Origin of the sequence: Rhodococcus sp. As11 (genome assembly GCF_048957735.1) — a bacterium.
GTDB classification, from domain to species: Bacteria; Actinomycetota; Actinomycetes; order Mycobacteriales; family Mycobacteriaceae; genus Rhodococcus; species Rhodococcus gordoniae.
This window is the reverse complement of record NZ_JARDJE010000007.1, coordinates 12,573-30,236: the sequence shown is the minus strand read 5'-3', so window position 1 is coordinate 30,236 and position 17,664 is coordinate 12,573. Positions and strand designations below refer to the sequence as shown.

Sequence of the window (17,664 nt, the reverse complement as noted above, 5' to 3'; positions counted from 1 at the left end):
ACAGACCGACGCGTATCGTCCTTGTGACATGAGGGCATGGCTGGTCTGGGGTATCGGAGTCTTCGCCTACATCGTCGCCGTCCTCCATCGGACGGCGTTCGGCGTCTCCGGACTCGCTGCCACCGAACGCTTCGAGATCTCACCGTCGGTGCTGTCCGGCTTCGTCGTCCTCCAACTCATCGTCTACGCGGGGATGCAGATCCCGGCCGGTGTGCTCCTCGACAGGTTCGGTTCGCGGCGGATGATCGCGACCGGCGCCGTGATCCTCGCCGTCGGTCAGGCGATCCTCGCCGTCACCGAGTCGCTGCCGGTCGCGTATCTGGCCCGAGTGCTGGTCGGTGTCGGTGACGCCCTGACGTTCATCTCGGTGCTGCGGCTCGTGCCGGTGTGGTTCGCGCCGCGCCGCGTGCCTGTCGTTTCGCAGCTGACGGGCATCTTCGGCCAGCTCGGCCAGGTGCTGTCGGCGGTGCCGTTCGTCCTGCTGCTCACCGGCACGGGATGGACGGCCGCCTACGGCAGTGCCGCGGCGCTCGGCCTTTTCGCGTGCGTGCTGGTGTTCGCGGTCGTGCGCGACACCCCGCCCGGTGAGACGCGCGAGGCCACCGCGTCAGGGCTGCGGGAGGTGATCGGCGGGCTCGGCACGGTGTGGCGGCGTCCCGGCACCAAGCTCGGCTTCTTCACCCACATGGGCACGCAGTTCTCGGTGACGACCTTCGCGCTCATGTGGGGCGTGCCGTATCTGGTCTCCGCGCAGGGCCTGTCACCCGCGGCGGCCGGCTCGATGCTGACCGTCTCGGTGGTCACCGCCATCTCCGCCGGACCCATCCTCGGCGTGCTGTCGGGACGCTTCCCGACCAGACGCTCGTGGCTCGTGCTCATGATCATCCTCGCCAGCGCAGTGACGTGGTCGGCGGTGCTCGCCCTGTCCGGACCCGCACCGCTGTGGCTGCTCGTGGTGCTCGTCGTCGTCATCTCGGTGGGCGGGCCGGGATCGATGATCGGCTTCGACTACGCCCGCACCTTCAATCCCGGGACCGCGCTCGGCACGGCCAACGGCATCGTCAACATCGGTGGCTTCCTCGCGACACTGCTGGTCGTGCAGACGATGGGCATCGTGCTCGACCGGCTCGGCGGCTACACCTTCGACGCCTTCCGCGTCGCGTGGTTCGCGCAGTATCCGATCTGGGTGATCGCGCTTATCGGGGTGCTCGTGACCCGAGGGCGCGCCCGCCGCGAGGCCGGCATCGAAGCCCGCTCGCTGCGGGCGGTCGTGGTCGAGCGGTTCGGCCGGGGTAAGCGCTGAACGCGGTTGGGCAAGCCCTGGGCGTCGAGGCGTCCGGATGTCTCGATCGACGAGCGGCGGGAGTCCTGTTCGGGTGGACCGTCCGGCATCACTGCAGGTCGTGGAGGTGAGAACCGCCTGTCGTGGTCGGACTGGCAGACTCGATCCCGGAAGCAGTCGAGGAGGAATCGAGTGAAGACGACGGTGGGCGAACCCGAACCAGGGCTGCCGGCACCGGACGACGTGCAGGCACCGCTGGTCGCAGTGGAGCATCTCGCGCAGGATCTGCGACGCGCACTCATGGTGTACAAGTTCGGCATCGACGAGATGATGACGAAGATCAACATCCTGCGCGAGGAGTTCGCCTACGCCCGCGAGTACAACCCGATCGAACACGTGAAGTCGCGGTTGAAGAGCCCCGAGTCGATCCTCGCCAAGGCGGAACGGAAGGGTGCGCCCGCCTCGCTCGACGGCATCCGCGAGGCCGTCCGCGATATCGCCGGCATCCGTATCACGTGCAGCTTCACGTCGGACGTCTACCGGATCATCGACATGATCACGAGCCAGCTCGACGTGACGGTCGTCGAGATCGAGGACTACATCGCCCGCCCGAAACCCAACGGGTACAGCAGCGTGCACGTGATCGTCCAGATCCCGGTGTACATGTCCGACCGGGTCGAGCGCGTCTACGTCGAACTGCAGATCCGCACGGTCGCCATGGACTTCTGGGCGAGCCTGGAACACAAGATCTACTACAAACACGACCGCGAGGTACCGGACGAACTGCGCGAGGAACTCCGCCTCGCCGCGGAGACTGCGCGCGATCTGGACCTGCGGATGGAAGCACTGCACCGCCGCGTCCACGGCCCGAACAACGGGAACTGACCGAGGTACGCAACGTGGGGTGAAGGCTCGCAACGTGGTCGGTCACTGTCGGCGTTGCGAACCCACCACCGGTGTTGCGTGCCCATCACCATTCCCACTGTTGACGCGGAATCTTCCGCGCGATACGTAAGCGTTCACGCACAGGGAGGGGACGGAGGAGTTCAGGGGCCTCGGGTGTGGTGACGAGATGGCGATCTTCGGGACACCGATGGAGACGGTCGACGAGCCCGAGCAGCGTGTTGGGTTCGCTGACGAGAACGTACGCCGGAACGGTGAACGAATCCGGTGTGTCGTGCCCCATGCGAGGTGGAGTCGGTTCATAGCCGGGTACGTGCAGACGGATGAGTGGATTGTGTGTAGACGCCCCGCGACCCGAGACGGTGTAGACATCGGCAGCCACTTCCTGGATCTCGTCCCATCGAACGACCACGTCCGAAACGCCACGCCGCACGAGCCATGTCGTGCGGCGGCGAATACCGTCGGCATGGAGACGTGTGGATCCCCGGGGGTGGATCAAGAAGGGTAGAGCACCCACCGCCGCGGTTGCACACGTCGTCCATGCGATGAACGAGCCGGAGAAGGAGAGCTCGTGTCTCGCAAGAAGCATCGCTCCGTCCGGTCGGTTCGACGCACGAATCATGAAAGCACCCGCTACTGTCATGCAGGAGAACACGACGGACAGCTGAACGGGAAGTATCCTCACGTAAGGAATCTCGATGCCAGGGCCGTGAACGTCGTCTCGGCACTGCCGGATCCTCGGATGCAAACCGAATCGGTGGAAGCCGGCTCGCTCGAATCCCCAGGCCGAACCTGACGCCGTCATCACAGCGAGACAGAACCCCAGGGCGATGGCTCCGAGGTCATCCGCTCGTCGAACGTCCACGGTCTTCTGCAGCACAAGGATTCCGGCCCCGGCCAGGAACACGCCGAGGCAGAGCGATCCCGTACGAAACCGTTGCGGCCAAGCAGGTTCGGACCGTTCTCCGTACGTGTACGTCTCGATGGAATCGCTCACCGGATTCTCAGTCCCTCGTGGATTGCATGCAGATGAGCGATAAGAGACTCGGCGCTGTCGGAACGTGCGGTTGCCGTCAGTTGCGTCAGGTAGCGATCGTACTCGTGGTCGATCACGAGATATCGCGTCACGGCGGTGTACTCGACGTCGTCCACTCGATAGGAGCCTTGGACGATCACCGATCGGTGCCCGCGGAAATCGGATGTGTCGCGGAACCTCTCCCTCCATGCGGGCAGTTCGCGAACTTCATTCCCTGCGACCTCCAGCAGTTCGTCCGCCGGCCGCCACTTCACCAGTGCACCATGAAGGAGTACGGCGTTGGGTGCCCAATCATCCGCGACGTGCTCGGGAGCTACGAGAACCGTATGTGCGTGCGGAAAGACGTCGCGGGGGAGTGTGATCCAGCCTTCCGGCGCTTGGAGTTTCGGTTGTGGATGCCGCGGATCGTCCGGGTCGCAGGGGCTCAGTTCGACTTCGTGTGTTGCGAGGTAGTCGGAGAGCGTCGTCTGAAGCGAAGCGTTCATCGAGACGCCTCCTGGTGGCGTGCCATCCGGAATCGCTCTCGCAAAGGCGGTGGTCTGAGAAGTTCGGCCGCGTCCTCCCGAGCGAGGAGTGTGCGGTCGTGTGGACGTTCATGCATTCGTCGGGCCAGGGCCAGGAGTGTGTTGGGTTCTGCGATGAGCCAAGTGCAGACGATGGCGAGAATGTGTTCTTCGTCGTGGGGAATGCGCGCTTCGGGGGGAATCCGCCCGGTCGTGTGGATGTGGATCATCGGAGTGCGGACGTCGCCGGATCCGGAACGGGTCACGATATCCGTTCCGATGATGCTTTCGATAGCGTCCCAACGCGCGAACTGCACGGTGGCATTGTTTCGTCGGAGCTTGCGAGAGCGTACGACTCTTTCGATTCCTTGCGGGTACAACCCCACTGTTGTCGGGAGCCGGAACCATGCGAACACTGCCGAGGCGATCAGGGCGACGACCCCACCCACGAACATGAAAATTGCAGTGGCGTGAGGGTCGCGACCGTAAGGCAACTCGGATTTGTCGGTGATGTAGATGTTCAGCGCCGCTACGGCCAGGCATCCGAGCCCGACCACGACGAGCAGGACCATGAAAATAGTCAGAGGCGTAAGTCCTCCAGGGACAACGATTCCCGTGCCATGTTCCGGATGCCTGTAACTTCTGATGCGTGGGGAATGCAGGACATGTCGAATCCCTCCGAGTCTGACACACATCACGCCCATGAGCAGCATTGCTGCTCCGTACAACAGCGAACCGATCGTGGATACCAACTCCTCGTGGAGGATATTCGCAGAACTGTCAACCAGACTCCACGTAGCGAAGACCAGAACGCATACCCCCGTTATGCACCATCCGATTCGAAGACGTTGCGGCCAACAGGGCGCGTCGGAGGAACTATCGGCGCGAACGTGATTCCGGTCTTCCGGCGTGCCTTCGGTCGTCACCACAACTCCTGGATCCTCTTGGATGTGTACCACGTGGCAAAGCCCCCGAGCACAAGCCCGACAGCGAAGCCGGCGGCGGTGCCGACCCCTGGAACGACCGAGCCGGTCGCAGCGCCGATAGCCGCGGTAGTTCCCTTCGACGCCAGGAATGCACCGACCATGCCGACAACGGTTCCGGCGCTCTCGGACACCACCGCCTCGGTGGGATCCATGCCTCCCTTGATGTCGTTGACGATCGCAGGAACGGTGCCTACTGCAGCGGCAGCCGGGTTCATTCCACGTGCGATGTTGCGTGCGACATCGTCGCCCGAGGCCACTGCCGCGTCGGTCAGGAGTTCCTTGGTAGCTCCGGACATTGCGCCGATGGACGACGCTGCGATGGTGGATGGCCAGTCCGGCCACCAGGAGAACTCACCGTCCTCCGTCTGCACGACCTTCCCCGGCACCGCGGCATCCCTGGCTGCTTCGAGTACCGCAACGGCGGCGGTGATTCGATCGGCTGTTTCGATTGCGGCTCGCGACGCTTGTTCGAGAGCGCCGGTGACGGCGTGTGTCAGTTCCGCCGCTTCGTGTTCGAGGCGGACGCGGGCTTCGGCGACGGCTTCGGCCTGCAGCATCGCCGAGAGGATGCGGATCTGGTCGGAGGGGTCGACGGTGCCGTCGTCGTGCACGGTGAACCCGGACTGTTCGGCGCCGCCCACGACCGACACGAGGTGCAGGCGGGTGCCTTCGACGAGCCACGCGCCGGTGCGGTACGCCTCCGCGACCTGCAGTAGCGCTTCGGCGATGGCGCTACCCAGCGAGCGTTCTCGGACCACTCGCGCGGCGGCGGCACGTGCGGCGTCGCCGGACCATCGCTCGGCGAGCACATCCTGCTCGGTGAGCAGAGCTTTCATGCGGTCGTCGAGTGTGTCGACGAGCACGTCGAGGTGGCCGGCGGTGACTCGCAGAGCGTCGGGATTCCAGGACCGCACGGCGGCGACTCCCGGTCTCATTCGTGCTGATCCATCGCCGAGAGTGCAGCCACGAAGTCCGCCTCTGCGATGACGTAGTCGTTCTCGGCACCGTCGGTGATGTCGACGATCTCGCGCAGGCGACTGCACACGTTGCTCAGCGCCTGATCGGTGGCGGTGAAGGCTCGTGCACAGACGGCCGCGAATTCTGTTCCGGGAAGCGCTGATTGCGACACGGCATACGGTTCGCCGACGTCCCAGTCGTCGACCGCGTCGGCGGTGTCCGCCACGAAGGCTGCGAATGTGCGCAGCGCTTCAGGATCTACGTGCAACGTCACGACTGCCCCCCGACAGAATCCCCCGATACGTCCGGGTCGGGACGATAGCAGAAGGCGCCCCCACGGATCCGGAGCGGACCGTCGGGGCGCCTTCGAAGGCTGCAGGGCTACTTGCTGTAGCTGTAGAAGCCCTCGCCGGTCTTGCGACCCAGGCGACCCGCGTCGACCATGCGACGCAGCAGTGCCGGGGGAGCGTAGTGCGGCTCGGCGAACTCGTCGTACAGCGACTGCGCGGCGTTGAGGGTGATGTCGAGGCCGACGGTGTCGATGAGGGTCAGCGGGCCCATCGGGTAGCCGCAGCCACCCTTCATCGCGGCGTCGATGTCTTCCTTCGTCGCGTATCCCGACTCGAGCATGCGCACTGCCGAGCACAGGTACGGGATGAGCAGGGCGTTGACGATGAAGCCCGCACGGTCGCCCGCGCGCACGGCCGTCTTGCCGAGGGTGTTCTTCGCGTAGTCGAACACGGTGTCGGCGGTGGCCTCGTCGGTGGTGAGTGCCGAGATGATCTCGACGAGCGGCATCACCGGCACCGGGTTGAAGAAGTGCACGCCCACGACCTTGCCGGGCCGTTGCGTCGCCTGCGCCATCTTGATGACGGGGATGGACGACGTGTTGGTGGCGAGGATGCCTTCGGGCTTCACGATCTTGTCGAGTTCGGAGAAGATCTCCGCCTTGAGCGACTCGATCTCGGGGGCGGCCTCGACGACGAGGTCGCGGTCGGCGAACTCGTTCAGGTCGAGGGTGACGCGGATCCGTCCGAGCACCGCGTCGGCGTCCTCCTGCGTGATCTTGCCGGACTTGACGCCGCGTCCGATCGACTTCTTCAGACGCTCGCGTGCTGCGGCGGCGAACTCCTCGGTGGTCTCTTTGACGAGGACGTCGCTACCGGCCTTCGCGCACACCTCGGCGATACCGGCACCCATGGTGCCGCCGCCGATCACGCCTACCTTTTCCACTGCCACTGCGGTAACTCCTGATCGCTTGATGTTCCGGGGGGTAACCTACGCGACCGGTGTCAGCGCAGCAGAGCGCGCGACATGACGACGCGCTGGATCTGGTTGGTGCCCTCGTAGATCTGCGTGATCTTGGCGTCGCGCATCATGCGCTCGACCGGGAAGTCGGTGGTGTAACCGGCGCCACCGAACAGCTGCACGGCGTCGGTGGTGACCTCCATCGCGACGTCCGACGCGAAGCACTTCGCGGCGGCGGAGATGAAACCGAGGTTGCCTTCACCGCGCTCGGCGCGGGCCGCGGAGGTGTACACCATCAGGCGAGCGGCCTCGACCTTCATGGCCATGTCGGCGAGCATGAACTGCACACCCTGGTTGTCGGAGATCGGGCGGCCGAACTGCTTGCGATCCTTGACGTAGGCGATCGCTGCGTCGAGGGCGCCCTGGGCGAGGCCGACGGCCTGCGCACCGATGGTGGGACGGGTGTGGTCGAGGGTCGCGAGAGCGGTCTTGAAGCCGGTGCCGGGCTCGCCGACGATGCGGTCGCCGGGGATGCGGCAGTTCTCGAAGTACAGCTCGGCGGTGGGGGAGCCCTTGATGCCGAGCTTCTTCTCCTTCGGTCCGACGACGAAGCCCTCGTCGTCCTTGTGGACCATGAAGGAGGAGATGCCGTTGGCGCCCTTCTCGGGGTCGGTGACGGCCATGACGGTGTACCAGGTGGACTTACCACCGTTGGTGATCCAGCACTTGGAGCCGTTGAGGATCCAGTCGTCGCCGTCGGCCTTGGCGCGGGTGCGCATCGAGGCGGCGTCGGAGCCGGCCTCGCGCTCGGACAGCGCGTAGGAGGCCATCGCGCCGTTGACGATGTCGGGGAGGACCTTGGCCTTGAGCTCGTCGGAGCCGCGGAGGATCAGGCCCATGGTGCCGAGCTTGTTGACGGCGGGGATCAGCGAGGAGGAGCCGCATACTCGGGCGACCTCTTCGATGACGATGCAGGCGGCGATCGAGTCGGCGCCCTGGCCCTCGAACTGCTCGGGCACGTGGATGGCGTTGAAGCCCGACTTGTTGAGGGCGTCGAGGGCTTCCTGCGGGAAGCGGGAGTTCTCGTCGACGTCCTTGGCGTAGGGCGCGATCTCCTTCTCGGCAAGTGCGCGGATCGCCTCGCGCAGCGCGTCGTGCTCCTCGGAGAGCTTGAACAGATCGAAGTCGGGATTGAGGGCCATGACGGCGGACTCCTAACGGCACGCGGTGCCAGATTTGCGAGCGTTGCTCCCTCGAGCTTAGCGAGGCGAGGGTTCGCGACGTGACGGAATGAGTCGATTGTAACCACGGCACTCAGTGCCAGGTCAATGGTGCTGACGTGCGCCTTCGAGCTGGAGCCGAACCTGCTCGGCGATCTCTGCGGGTGTCAGATGAGCCGCATAGGTCACCACCGCGACCTCCGGCGGGGCCGGTGCGGTCTTCCCGTTCGTCGTGCCTTCCGGCGCCGGAACCACCCCGTACGTGCGGCGGAGCTCGAGCAACTCCTGCTCGAGCCGGTCGGCCGTGGCGGTGTCGTCGCCGCGGATCATCGCCCGCAGCAGGAAGTTGTGCGTCGCGGTCATCGCCGCCGCGAAGCTGACGGTGCGCACCGGCTTCTCCCCCGGAACGGCGGCGCGCAGGAAGTCGGTGAACAACCGCTCGTAGCGATAGGTGGTGACCAGTTCGCGCTCCCGCAACGCCGGCACCCGCTGCACCACCCGGTACCGCCACACCGCCAGCTCGCGCCGGTCGCGGAAGTGCCCGAACACGAGCTTGGCCCCCTCGCAGGCCGCCGCCCACGGATCGTCGTACTCCTGCGACAGATGCTCGGCGACCTGCTCGAGCAGCGACTCGTGATCGGCGAAGATCACGTCCTCCTTCGATCGGAACTGCCGGAAGAACGTCCGCCGCGACACCCCGGCGGCCGCGGCGATCTGCTCGACGGTGGTCGACTCGTAGCCGAACTCGGAGAACAGGCGGATCGCCTGCGTGACGACATGCACCCGGAACTGGGCGGGATCGGGTCCCGTCGAGTCGAGGCGACGGGTGGTGCTACCGGTACCGGATGTCATGGCGTCGAGTATCCAATGCAGTCGTGAGAGGTCGGCTCACCCCTCGGCGGCTTCGGCCGATCGCAACTCGAACTTCAGGATCTTCCCGGTCGATGTGCGAGGCAGTTCCAGCGGGAAGACGATGTCGCGCGGCACCTTGTATCCGGCGAGCAGCGTTCGGGTGTACTCGATGAGCTCGTCGGCCGTCAGGGACTCATCCTTCTTCAGGATCACGAACGCCTTGGGGCGCTCACCCCACTTCTCGTCCGGAACGCCCACGACCGCCACGTCGAGCACCGCCGGATGGCTGACGATCGCCTGCTCGACCTCCACGGTCGAGATGTTCTCGCCGCCGGAGATGATGATGTCCTTCGCCCGGTCCTTGAGCTGGATGTATCCGTCCGGATACATCACGCCGAGGTCGCCCGTGTGGAACCAGCCGCCGCGGAACGCCTCCTCCGTCGCATCCGGGTCCTTGTAGTAACCGAGCATGACGTTGTTGCCGCGCAACACGATCTCGCCCATGGTCTCGCCGTCGGCGGGCACATCGTTCATGTCCTCGTCGACGACCCGTGCGGTCTCGGCCTGCAGCATGCCCACACCCTGGCGGGAGAGCAGTGCGGCGCGTTCGTCGGCAGGCTTGCCGTCCCAGCTGTCCTGGTACTCGCAGATCGTGTACGGGCCGTACACCTCGGTGAGCCCGTAGACGTGCACGACCGTGATGCCGATCTGCTCGAGCTGGGCGATCACCGTCGGCGACGGGGGTGCGCCGGCCGTGGTGATCCGCAACGGGCGGTCGAGCGGATGCGCCTGGTCGGCGTTCGCGATGGTCGAGCACACCGCAGGAGCGCCGCACAGATTGGTCACGCCGAGAGTGTCGATGGCCTCCCAGATCGCATCGGCGCGCACCGCGCGCAGGCAGATGTGGGTGCCCGCCGCCGCGGTCACCGCCCACGGCGTGCACCAGCCGTTGCAGTGGAACATCGGCAGCGTCCACAGGTACTTGCTCTGCCCGTCGAAACTGTTGTGGAAGGTCTCACCCAGCGAGTTCAGATACGCGCCGCGGTGGGTGTACATCACGCCCTTGGGCTTGCCGGTGGTGCCGGATGTGTAGTTGAGGGTGATGACGCCGAGCTCGTCGTCGACGCTCCACGGCAACGGCGTCGCATCGAGCGAGTCGGCCTGCGCGAGGAACTCGTCGTAGCGGGCCGTGGCCACGCCGGCGGGTACGTCCGGAACCGGCACGGTCGAGTCGGGAACCTCGATGATCTCGGCGACGCCCGGAACGTTGTCGCGGACGTTCGCGACCGATCCGAGTAGTTCGGAGTCGACGAACAACAGCTTCGTCTCGGAGTGGTCGAGGATGTATTCGAGTTCCGGCCCCGCCAGTCGCGAGTTCAACGCGACGAGCACGCCGCCTGCGAGCGGCACGGCGAAATGTGCGATGAGCATCTCGGGCACGTTGGGCGTCAGGTACGCGACCTTGTCGCCCGGCTCGATACGGCTGCGCAGCACCCGTGCGAGTCGCTGGGTCTCGTCGGCGAACGCGGCGTAGGTGTACGTGCGGTCGCCGTGGATGATCGCGGTGCGATCGGGGAACACCGCCGCAGACCGTTCGAGAAAGCGCAACGGGCTCATCGGGCTGTAGTTCGCGGCTCCGGTCGAGTCGGGACGGGCGGGGACGATGGACACGCATACCTCCGGGGGTGGCCTTCTCGGATTCCGGCGTCTTCTGTGATCGTCGCAACACCGGGCGATGTGCAGGTTACGAATCGTGGAACTGGCCCCACTACCCTCGAAAGTGGGTGTTCGGAGGGAAGAGCAGGAGCAGTCGATGGATGTCGCCGTACCGGGTGTGCTGCGTCCCGACGATCTCGACACCCTCCGCGCCACACTGCGCGGGCTGAAGTCGACGACCGGACTACCGGTGCTGTTCGGTGGTGCCGTGCAGGGCTCGGACGTCGTCCTGTCCGGATTCGTCGGTACCCGCGGTCGGGTCCTGCGCAACCTGGTGATTGCCGCGGAGCGCGGACTCGGCGGCCGGGTGGTCGTCGAACAACGTCCCGGTGCGGTCGCCGACTACTTCACGTCACCGCACATCACCCACCACTACGACCGGCAGGTCGCCGGCGAGGGAATCGAGTCGTTGCTCGCGGTGCCGGTCGTGGTGCGCGGACGCACTCGCGCGGCGATCTACGGCGGGTTGAGAGTCAACCGGCCGATCGGCGATGTGATCGCGGAGAAGGTGATGCGGTCGGCTGCGGAGCTCGCGCGGGAGATCGAGATCCGCGACGAGGTCGACCGGCGGGTGTCGCTGATCGGGCACGCCCGCAGCTCGCACGCCGGATCCGTTCCGATTGCCGTCTCCGAGGCGCTGACGGAAAGTCTCGTCGCACTGCGGGCGATCGCCGCGCGCACCGACGACCCGGTGATCAGGGAACAGGTGCGGAACGTCGAGGAGACACTGGCCCGGGCACGCGACGGTGCGTCGCAGCCGCGGACGCACCTGACCGCTCGCGAGCACGACGTGCTGAGCCATGTGGCCCTGGGCTGCCGCAACACGGAGATCGCCGATCGGTTGTCGCTGAGCGTCGAGACGGTCAAGACCTATCTGCGCCACGCGATGGACAAGCTCGATGTGCGCAGTCGGCACGAAGCCGTCGTCGAAGCGCGCCGGCAGGGATTGCTGCCCTGATCGACTGCGGTCCGGATCACCGCCCGCGCAGTCGCCGGAAGAACTCGCGGATCGCGCGCAGAGCGCGCCGGAACCTCGTCCCGGTCGCGGGACGCTCGAGAACATCGGTGCCCACCGGAGCGGGAAGCCGGACGGGCCAGCTGTCGTCGACGTCGACGACTTCGCGACCGAGCCCGCGCAGATACTCGGCGAAGCTGCGTTGACGTTCGGCGTGCCAAGCGGCCTGATCGGCCATGATGTCGAGTTCGGCGAGCTCGGGATAGCGTGCGACGAGCGCGCGGGTCAGGTGACCGGCTGCGAGCGCGTCCGCCTCGGCCTCGTGCGGATTCGGCAGGGGTACCCGGTACGCCTCGCATACCGCCTGGAGTGTGCGCCGGCCGGGGCGGCTGCGATCCATCTCGCGGTCGATGACGTACGGGTCGACCACCGTGCCGATGTCGAGCCCGGTCAGGCCCAGGCGGCGGCCCTCGGCGTCGAGCACCGTCAGGTCGTAGCTGGCGTTGAACGCGACGACGATATGGCCGCGCGCCCACGCGTCGCATACCGCCTGCCGGATCTGCCGGTAGCCCTCGAGGTAGTCGAGTCCTTCGGCGCGGGCGCGGGCGGTGGTGATGCCGTGGATCGCGGTGGTCTCCTCGGGTATCGCGATACCCGGATCGAGCAGCCACGACCGGGTGTCGATGCGGTCGCCGTCGAAGGTCGCGACGCAGGCCGTGACGATGCGGGCGTTGCGGGGATCCCGGTCGGTGGTCTCGAGATCGAACGCGCAGATCGGTCTGTCCGGCCAGTGCGTCATGTTCGGTCCTCGCGTCCGTCGGATGATGATCTGTCGGACGCATTGTTGCGGGAGGCACCGACATGCCTCTCGCGGTGAACCGTCAGATGGTGTCGGTGCACACCACGAAGTTGCGTTCCCGGTACACGAACCCACCCTCGGAGGTCGCGCAGTCGTTCACGTCGGCGGTGTCGAGCAGGATCTCGGTGACCTCTTCGCCCTGGACCGCGGACTCCCCGCATTCGATGCGCTGCGGATCCTCGCCGCCGAGGTCCATGCAGGTCCCCACCACCCAGTCGATGTCGAGACACAGCGCGCCGACCTCGACGCCACCGAACGACTCGTAGTAGGTCTGGTCGATGTCGCCGGGGCACGTCTCGCTCGTGTCCACGATGTCGACGACCTTGTAGTTCGAACTCGTGCTGCCGCACTCCGCGTTGTCGATCGTCGCGTCGTCGACGGTGCCACCGAGTGCGACGCAATCACCGGGTGCGACGTCGATGCTCAACTCGGTCGAGGACGACGCCGAGGCACTCGTCGTGGGCACGGAGGCGGACGGTGCCGTGGACGTGGCCGGGGCGTTCGCGTCGGGAACGGCCTCCCCTTCGACCTGCGCCGTGCACGCGCCGAGCGCGACCGTCGCCACCACCATCACTGCGGCGCCGGCCGCCCGTCGGAGAACGTTCATGATCGGAGAGCCTACGGAAGTGCTGCCCGGGGGCTTCAGGGGTGCAACGATGTGCCGCATGGACCTGCCTGTGGTACCGCCGCTCGCACCGATGCTCGCCAAGGTCTCCGCCACTGTTCCTCCGCAACCCGAGAGCGGCCCCGAGCAGTGGTCGTACGAACCCAAATGGGACGGCTTCCGGGCGATCGTCTTCCGCGACGGCGACGAGGTGGTCCTCGGCTCGCGCGGAGGCAAGGATCTCGTGCGCTACTTTCCGGAACTCGCGGACGCGGTGCGCGCCGAGTTGCCCCGCAGATGCGTGGTGGACGGGGAGATCGTCGTCCCGCGCGCGCACGACGGCCGCACCCGGCTCGACTGGCAGGCGCTGTCCGAGCGGATTCATCCGGCCGAGAGCCGGGTCGCGTTGCTCGCCGAGCAGACACCGGCCGTCTTCGTCGGGTTCGATCTTCTCGCGCTCGGCGACGAGAATCTGATGGAGACCCCGTTCGCCGACCGGCGTGCGCGGCTGCGGTCCGAGATCGGCGGTGGCAGCAGCTGCCACGTCACGGTGGCGACCACCGACACCGGCACCGCCCGCCGGTGGTTCGAGGAGTTCGAGGGCGCCGGCCTCGACGGGGTCGTCGCCAAACGACTCGACGGGCTCTATGTCCCCGACAAACGGGAGATGCTCAAGCTCAAGCACGCGCGCACCGCCGACTGCGTCCTCATGGGTTACCGCAAGCACAAGAGCGTCGAGGGTGTCGGGTCGCTGCTGCTCGGGCTGTACCACGAGGGCGAGCTCGCCATGGTCGGTGGCGCCTCGGCGTTCACCCGGGAGCGGCGTGAGGAACTGCTCGCCGAACTGCAGCCCCTGCGCCTCGGAGATGACGTGGTCGAACAGGGCGAACCGACGCGGTGGCGGTCGGCGGTGGATCGCAGCTGGGTGCCGTTGCGACCCGAACGTGTCGTCGAGGTCGCGTACGACCAGATGGAAGGGGTGTCGGGAGCGGGGATGCGGTTCCGGCACGCGGCGAAGTTCCAGCGGTGGCGTCCCGACCGCGACCCCGAGAGCTGCACGTTCGACCAGTTGGAGGTGCCGGTGCGCTACGACCTGGCGGATGTACTCGACCGGACGGAGGACTGACATGGCCACGAAGCGTTCGCCGGCGGAGGAACTGGACGTCGACGGCACGCCCGTCCGTCTGTCGAATCCCGACAAGATCTACTTCCCGCAGCTCGGGACCGAGGGGGGCACGAAGCGGCACCTCGTGGAGTACTACCGGAGGATCACCACCGAGTTCGGCGCACCGCTGCTGACGGCTCTGTGCGACCGGCCGACGCATCTCCAGCGCTTCCCCGACGGCATCGAGGGGGAAGAGATCTACCAGAAGCGGGCACCGGTCAAACGACCCGACCATGTGGCGACCTGCGAGATCACGTTCCCCTCGGGTCGCACCGCCGATGCGCTGCGGGTGCGTTCTGCCGCCGACGTGGTGTGGGCGGCGAACCTCGGGTGCGTGACCTTCCACCCGTGGCCGGTGCGCTGCGGCGACACCGACCGCCCCGACGAACTGCGCATCGACCTCGACCCGCAACCGGGGACCGACTTCGGTGATGCCCGTGCGGTGGCACTGGAGGTCGTGCGCCCGCTCCTCGACGAACTGGGTCTCGCCGGATATCCCAAGACGTCCGGCGGGCGGGGACTTCACATCTACCTGCGGATCGTGCCCGAATGGGATTTCGTCGGAGTTCGCCGAGCCGGGATCGCGCTCATGCGTGAGATCGAGCGTCGCAGCGACGGGCGCGCGACGACGGCCTGGTGGAAGGAGGAACGCGGTGAGCGGCTGTTCCTCGATTACAACCAGAACGCGCGCGACAAGACGATCGCCTCGGCGTACTCGGTTCGACGCACTCCCATCGCGACCGTCTCGACCCCGTTGACGTGGGACGAACTGGCGGACGCCGAACCCGACGACTTCACGATCGCCACGGTGCCGGACCTGCTGGCGAAGCGAGGTGATCCGATGGCGGATCTCGATGCGCACGCTCATTCGCTGGACGTGCTGCTCGAGATGGCGGAACGGGACGCGGCCGACGGTCTCGGCGACCTGCCGTATCCCCCGAATCACCCGAAGATGCCGGGAGAGCCGAAGCGCGTCCAGCCGTCGCGCGACACCGATCGGGCGAAGGGCACATGAGCGGTCGGTGGTCGGACGTTCGCAATCGCGTCCCTGTCGTGACCTCGACTATGAGACCTCCCGAAGCGTAAATCCATAAACTGTCCGGGAAGACAGTCCTCTGAGGTTCGGAAAGGGTCGATGTCGTGATTCGCTGGTGGGCGTCCGGTCGGGTTCTCGGCGTCGGGGCAGCGTTCGCTGCCGCGATCGGCGCCGGATTCCTCGTTCCTCAGACCGCATCCGCGGCCACGACGTGCACGGCACCGCCGGGTGCCCCTGCCGAGGTCGTGCAGGTCGACGGTGACGAAGCGTGCGGCGCGTCCACCGACGGCACCGCCGATGCCTGGAGCTACGGTGAACGCGGGGTGGGATTCGCCGACGCCCGCGGCGCAGCCCAGGTGAGGGCGGCCGGATTCGACGGGGGTGTCGGGGCCGCGGAGAGTACATCGGGACGTCTGTTCGCGATCGGTGTGGGGGCACAGGCATTGGCTCTCGGTGTGCTCGACGGTCCGGGAACGGCAGTCGTCGCCGCGGGTCCGCAGTCCCAGGCCTTCGTGGGCGACGCCGACGATCCGGTTCTGTGCGAGGGCACGGCGGCGGCAGCGTTCGACCTCGAGGCTGCTCGCGGGTGCGTCGTGCTGGGCGACTTCCGGTACTTCACTCCCGATGCCGAGACACCGCAGCCGACCCTGCCCTGAGTTTCCGCGCCTTCCGCCGGATCACCGACAAACGGACTGAACGTAAAGTCTTCCTTTACGTTCCGTCTCGTCGTAGCCTGTCGCACATGCCGATGGGGGTACAGCGATGACGACCGGAGCAGTCTTCGAACCTGCCGGGGCGGCAGCGCCGTGCGCGCCGGTCCATGGTCCGGAACGGATCGACGCCCGACCGGCGGCCGCGGCGCCGACCGAGATGGTTGTCGACCCGCGATTCCTGCGACTGGCCGACGCGTTCTTCTCGCTGTACAAGCGTCCCCGGGACGGCGGCGGCGCGCTCACCGCCTATCTCCACGGGGAGAAGGTCCTCGACATCTGGTCCGGCTGGTCTGCTCCCGACCGTCGATGGGGCCGCGACACGATGGCGTTGTCGTTCTCGACCGGTAAGGGTGTGGCGTCGACCGTTGTGCACCGACTCGCCGAGCGGGGAGTGATCGACTACTTCGCGCCGGTCGCCCGGTACTGGCCGGAGTTCGCCGCCAACGGCAAGGAGGACATCACCGTCGCGGACGTCCTCACCCACCGCTCGGGTCTCCATCGGGTGCGCGGCCTGGTTCCGGGAACCCGCGGGATCCTCGAGTACGACACGACCGTCGCGGCGCTCGAAGCGGCGGCACCGGACCGTCGCCGTGAGGGCGGTTCGGGCTACCACGCCGTCACATACGGGTGGCTCGTCGCCGAGCTCGTACAGCGGGTGACCGGTCTGCCCTTCGTGGAGGTCGTGGAACGGGAGATCGCCCGGCCTCTGGGCGATCCCGATTTCTGGTACCGCGTTCCGCACGACGAACGAGGCCGGATCGCGAAGTTGTTCCCGCGACTCGCCCCCGCAGGTCTGCACTGGGGTGCGAGCGCTGCGGTGCTGTCGCGACTCGGGCCGACCCGAGGCCTGGCCGAGGCCGCGATGCCGGACGGTTTCGACAGGCTCGTCGGGGATCCGGCCGTGCACGACGCGGTGATGCCGGGGTGGAACGGGGTGTTCACGGCGCGTTCTCTCGCGCGCATGTACGGCGCGATCGCCGCCGGCGGGACGATCGACGGAGTGAAGTTCCTCGACGGCGCCACGATCGACGAGATGTCCCGGGTACGGGTACGCAGCCGGGACTACGTGCTGGGTGTGCCTATGGCGTGGCGCCTCGGCTACCACCAGCCCATCTTCGCCGGCATCCAGCGCCCTCGCGGCGCGCTCGGGCACTACGGCGTGGGTGGTTCGGGAGCCTACGCCGACCCCGACACCGGCCTGTCGCTCGCTTTCGTCACCAACCGGCTCGGTGCCGGCGCGATCCCGCTCGGGGATCTGCGCCTCGCGCGCCTCGGCGAACTCGCCCGGTCGCTCGCTCGTCGCGCCTGAATCTTCCTGTCATTTTCGTGGTTCCGAGGACGAAGGTCGCTCGGGGGCGGGACGATCCGAATCGGAGCATCGCCGATTCGAGGAGTTCAGCCATGAGCCATGTCTACCGGGTGATCGAGGTCGTCGGATCGTCGACGACGGGAGTCGACGACGCGATCGCGAAAGCGGTGGCGCGAGCAGCGGAGACCACGCGGCATCTCGAGTGGTTCGAGACGGTCAACATCCGGGGCCACATCGACGACGGGCGGGTGGCGCATACGCAGGTCACTCTCAAGATCGGTTTCCGCATCGAGTCGGGTACCGAAGCGGACATCTGACGC

18 protein-coding genes are annotated in these 17,664 nt (G+C 66.9%); 8 read left to right on the top strand and 10 right to left on the bottom strand.

The window, feature by feature from the left end:
• The first annotated feature begins 28 nt into the window (after window positions 1-28).
• Window positions 29-1,303: an MFS transporter gene (locus tag PV766_RS11165; protein ID WP_129975572.1), complete on the top strand. Its 1,275-nt coding sequence runs from the start codon at window positions 29-31 to the stop codon at window positions 1,301-1,303.
• 171 nt (window positions 1,304-1,474) lie between these two features.
• Window positions 1,475-2,167 carry a GTP pyrophosphokinase gene (locus PV766_RS11160; protein WP_371053857.1) on the top strand — a complete coding sequence of 231 codons (693 nt, stop codon included), beginning with the start codon at window positions 1,475-1,477 and terminating at the stop codon, window positions 2,165-2,167.
• Between the two features lie 1,011 nt (window positions 2,168-3,178).
• Here PV766_RS11160 and PV766_RS11155 read toward each other — a convergent pair.
• From PV766_RS11155 to PV766_RS11120, 8 genes are all read right to left on the bottom strand, one after another.
• The gene (locus tag PV766_RS11155) at window positions 3,179-3,706 is read right to left on the bottom strand and encodes an LpqN/LpqT family lipoprotein (RefSeq protein WP_129975574.1); all 528 of its coding nucleotides are present in this window, start codon (window positions 3,704-3,706) and stop codon (window positions 3,179-3,181) included.
• Entirely contained in the window at window positions 3,703-4,296 is a 594-nt protein-coding gene (locus PV766_RS11150) for a hypothetical protein (protein WP_230825048.1), read from the bottom strand. The genes PV766_RS11155 and PV766_RS11150 overlap by 4 nt, the downstream gene beginning before the upstream one ends.
• Window positions 4,297-4,646: 350 nt before the next feature.
• Window positions 4,647-5,645: a hypothetical protein gene (locus PV766_RS11145; RefSeq protein WP_129975576.1), complete on the bottom strand. Its 999-nt coding sequence runs from the start codon at window positions 5,643-5,645 to the stop codon at window positions 4,647-4,649.
• Entirely contained in the window at window positions 5,642-5,941 is a 300-nt protein-coding gene (locus PV766_RS11140; RefSeq protein ID WP_242496619.1) for a hypothetical protein, read from the bottom strand. Before PV766_RS11140 ends, PV766_RS11145 begins: the two co-directional genes overlap by 4 nt.
• 107 nt (window positions 5,942-6,048) lie before the next feature.
• On the bottom strand, window positions 6,049-6,900 hold the full coding sequence (locus PV766_RS11135) for a 3-hydroxybutyryl-CoA dehydrogenase (RefSeq protein WP_026003032.1): 852 nt from the start codon (window positions 6,898-6,900) through the stop codon (window positions 6,049-6,051).
• A gap of 59 nt (window positions 6,901-6,959) precedes the next feature.
• Window positions 6,960-8,117 (bottom strand): acyl-CoA dehydrogenase, encoded by a 1,158-nt coding sequence (locus tag PV766_RS11130; RefSeq protein ID WP_064065225.1) that lies wholly within the window; start codon window positions 8,115-8,117, stop codon window positions 6,960-6,962.
• A gap of 123 nt (window positions 8,118-8,240) precedes the next feature.
• A complete protein-coding gene (locus PV766_RS11125; RefSeq protein WP_064065226.1) occupies window positions 8,241-8,987 on the bottom strand; it encodes a TetR family transcriptional regulator in 747 nt (248 codons plus the stop codon).
• 36 nt (window positions 8,988-9,023) lie between these two features.
• Window positions 9,024-10,604: an acyl--CoA ligase family protein gene (locus PV766_RS11120; protein WP_172506126.1), complete on the bottom strand. Its 1,581-nt coding sequence runs from the start codon at window positions 10,602-10,604 to the stop codon at window positions 9,024-9,026.
• Window positions 10,605-10,800: 196 nt separating this feature from the next.
• Here PV766_RS11120 and PV766_RS11115 point away from each other — a divergent pair, with 196 nt between their 5' ends.
• A complete protein-coding gene (locus tag PV766_RS11115; protein WP_064065228.1) occupies window positions 10,801-11,661 on the top strand; it encodes a response regulator transcription factor in 861 nt (286 codons plus the stop codon).
• Window positions 11,662-11,677: 16 nt separating this feature from the next.
• On the opposite strand, the gene PV766_RS11110 is transcribed toward PV766_RS11115, so the two are convergent.
• Both PV766_RS11110 and lppU read right to left on the bottom strand, forming a co-directional pair.
• Window positions 11,678-12,457, bottom strand: coding sequence for a 3'-5' exonuclease (locus PV766_RS11110; protein WP_064065229.1), 780 nt, complete (start codon window positions 12,455-12,457; stop codon window positions 11,678-11,680).
• A gap of 82 nt (window positions 12,458-12,539) precedes the next feature.
• Window positions 12,540-13,124 carry an LppU family putative lipoprotein gene (gene lppU, locus PV766_RS11105; protein ID WP_064065230.1) on the bottom strand — a complete coding sequence of 195 codons (585 nt, stop codon included), beginning with the start codon at window positions 13,122-13,124 and terminating at the stop codon, window positions 12,540-12,542.
• Between the two features lie 58 nt (window positions 13,125-13,182).
• On the opposite strand from lppU, the gene PV766_RS11100 reads away from it, so the two are divergent.
• The 5 genes from PV766_RS11100 to PV766_RS11080 all read left to right on the top strand — a co-directional run bounded on the left by PV766_RS11100 (window position 13,183) and on the right by PV766_RS11080 (window position 17,661).
• A complete protein-coding gene (locus PV766_RS11100) occupies window positions 13,183-14,247 on the top strand; it encodes an ATP-dependent DNA ligase (RefSeq protein ID WP_064065231.1) in 1,065 nt (354 codons plus the stop codon).
• Window position 14,248: 1 nt separating this feature from the next.
• On the top strand, window positions 14,249-15,301 hold the full coding sequence (locus PV766_RS11095) for a DNA polymerase domain-containing protein (RefSeq protein ID WP_064065232.1): 1,053 nt from the start codon (window positions 14,249-14,251) through the stop codon (window positions 15,299-15,301).
• Window positions 15,302-15,426: 125 nt separating this feature from the next.
• Complete coding sequence (locus PV766_RS11090) at window positions 15,427-15,978, top strand: DUF6764 family protein (protein WP_064065233.1); 552 nt, start codon at window positions 15,427-15,429, stop codon at window positions 15,976-15,978.
• Window positions 15,979-16,084: 106 nt separating this feature from the next.
• A complete protein-coding gene (locus PV766_RS11085; RefSeq protein WP_129975585.1) occupies window positions 16,085-17,344 on the top strand; it encodes a serine hydrolase domain-containing protein in 1,260 nt (419 codons plus the stop codon).
• A gap of 92 nt (window positions 17,345-17,436) precedes the next feature.
• Window positions 17,437-17,661, top strand: a complete 225-nt coding sequence (locus tag PV766_RS11080; protein ID WP_026003442.1) for a dodecin — start codon at window positions 17,437-17,439, stop codon at window positions 17,659-17,661.
• Window positions 17,662-17,664 lie beyond the last annotated feature (3 nt).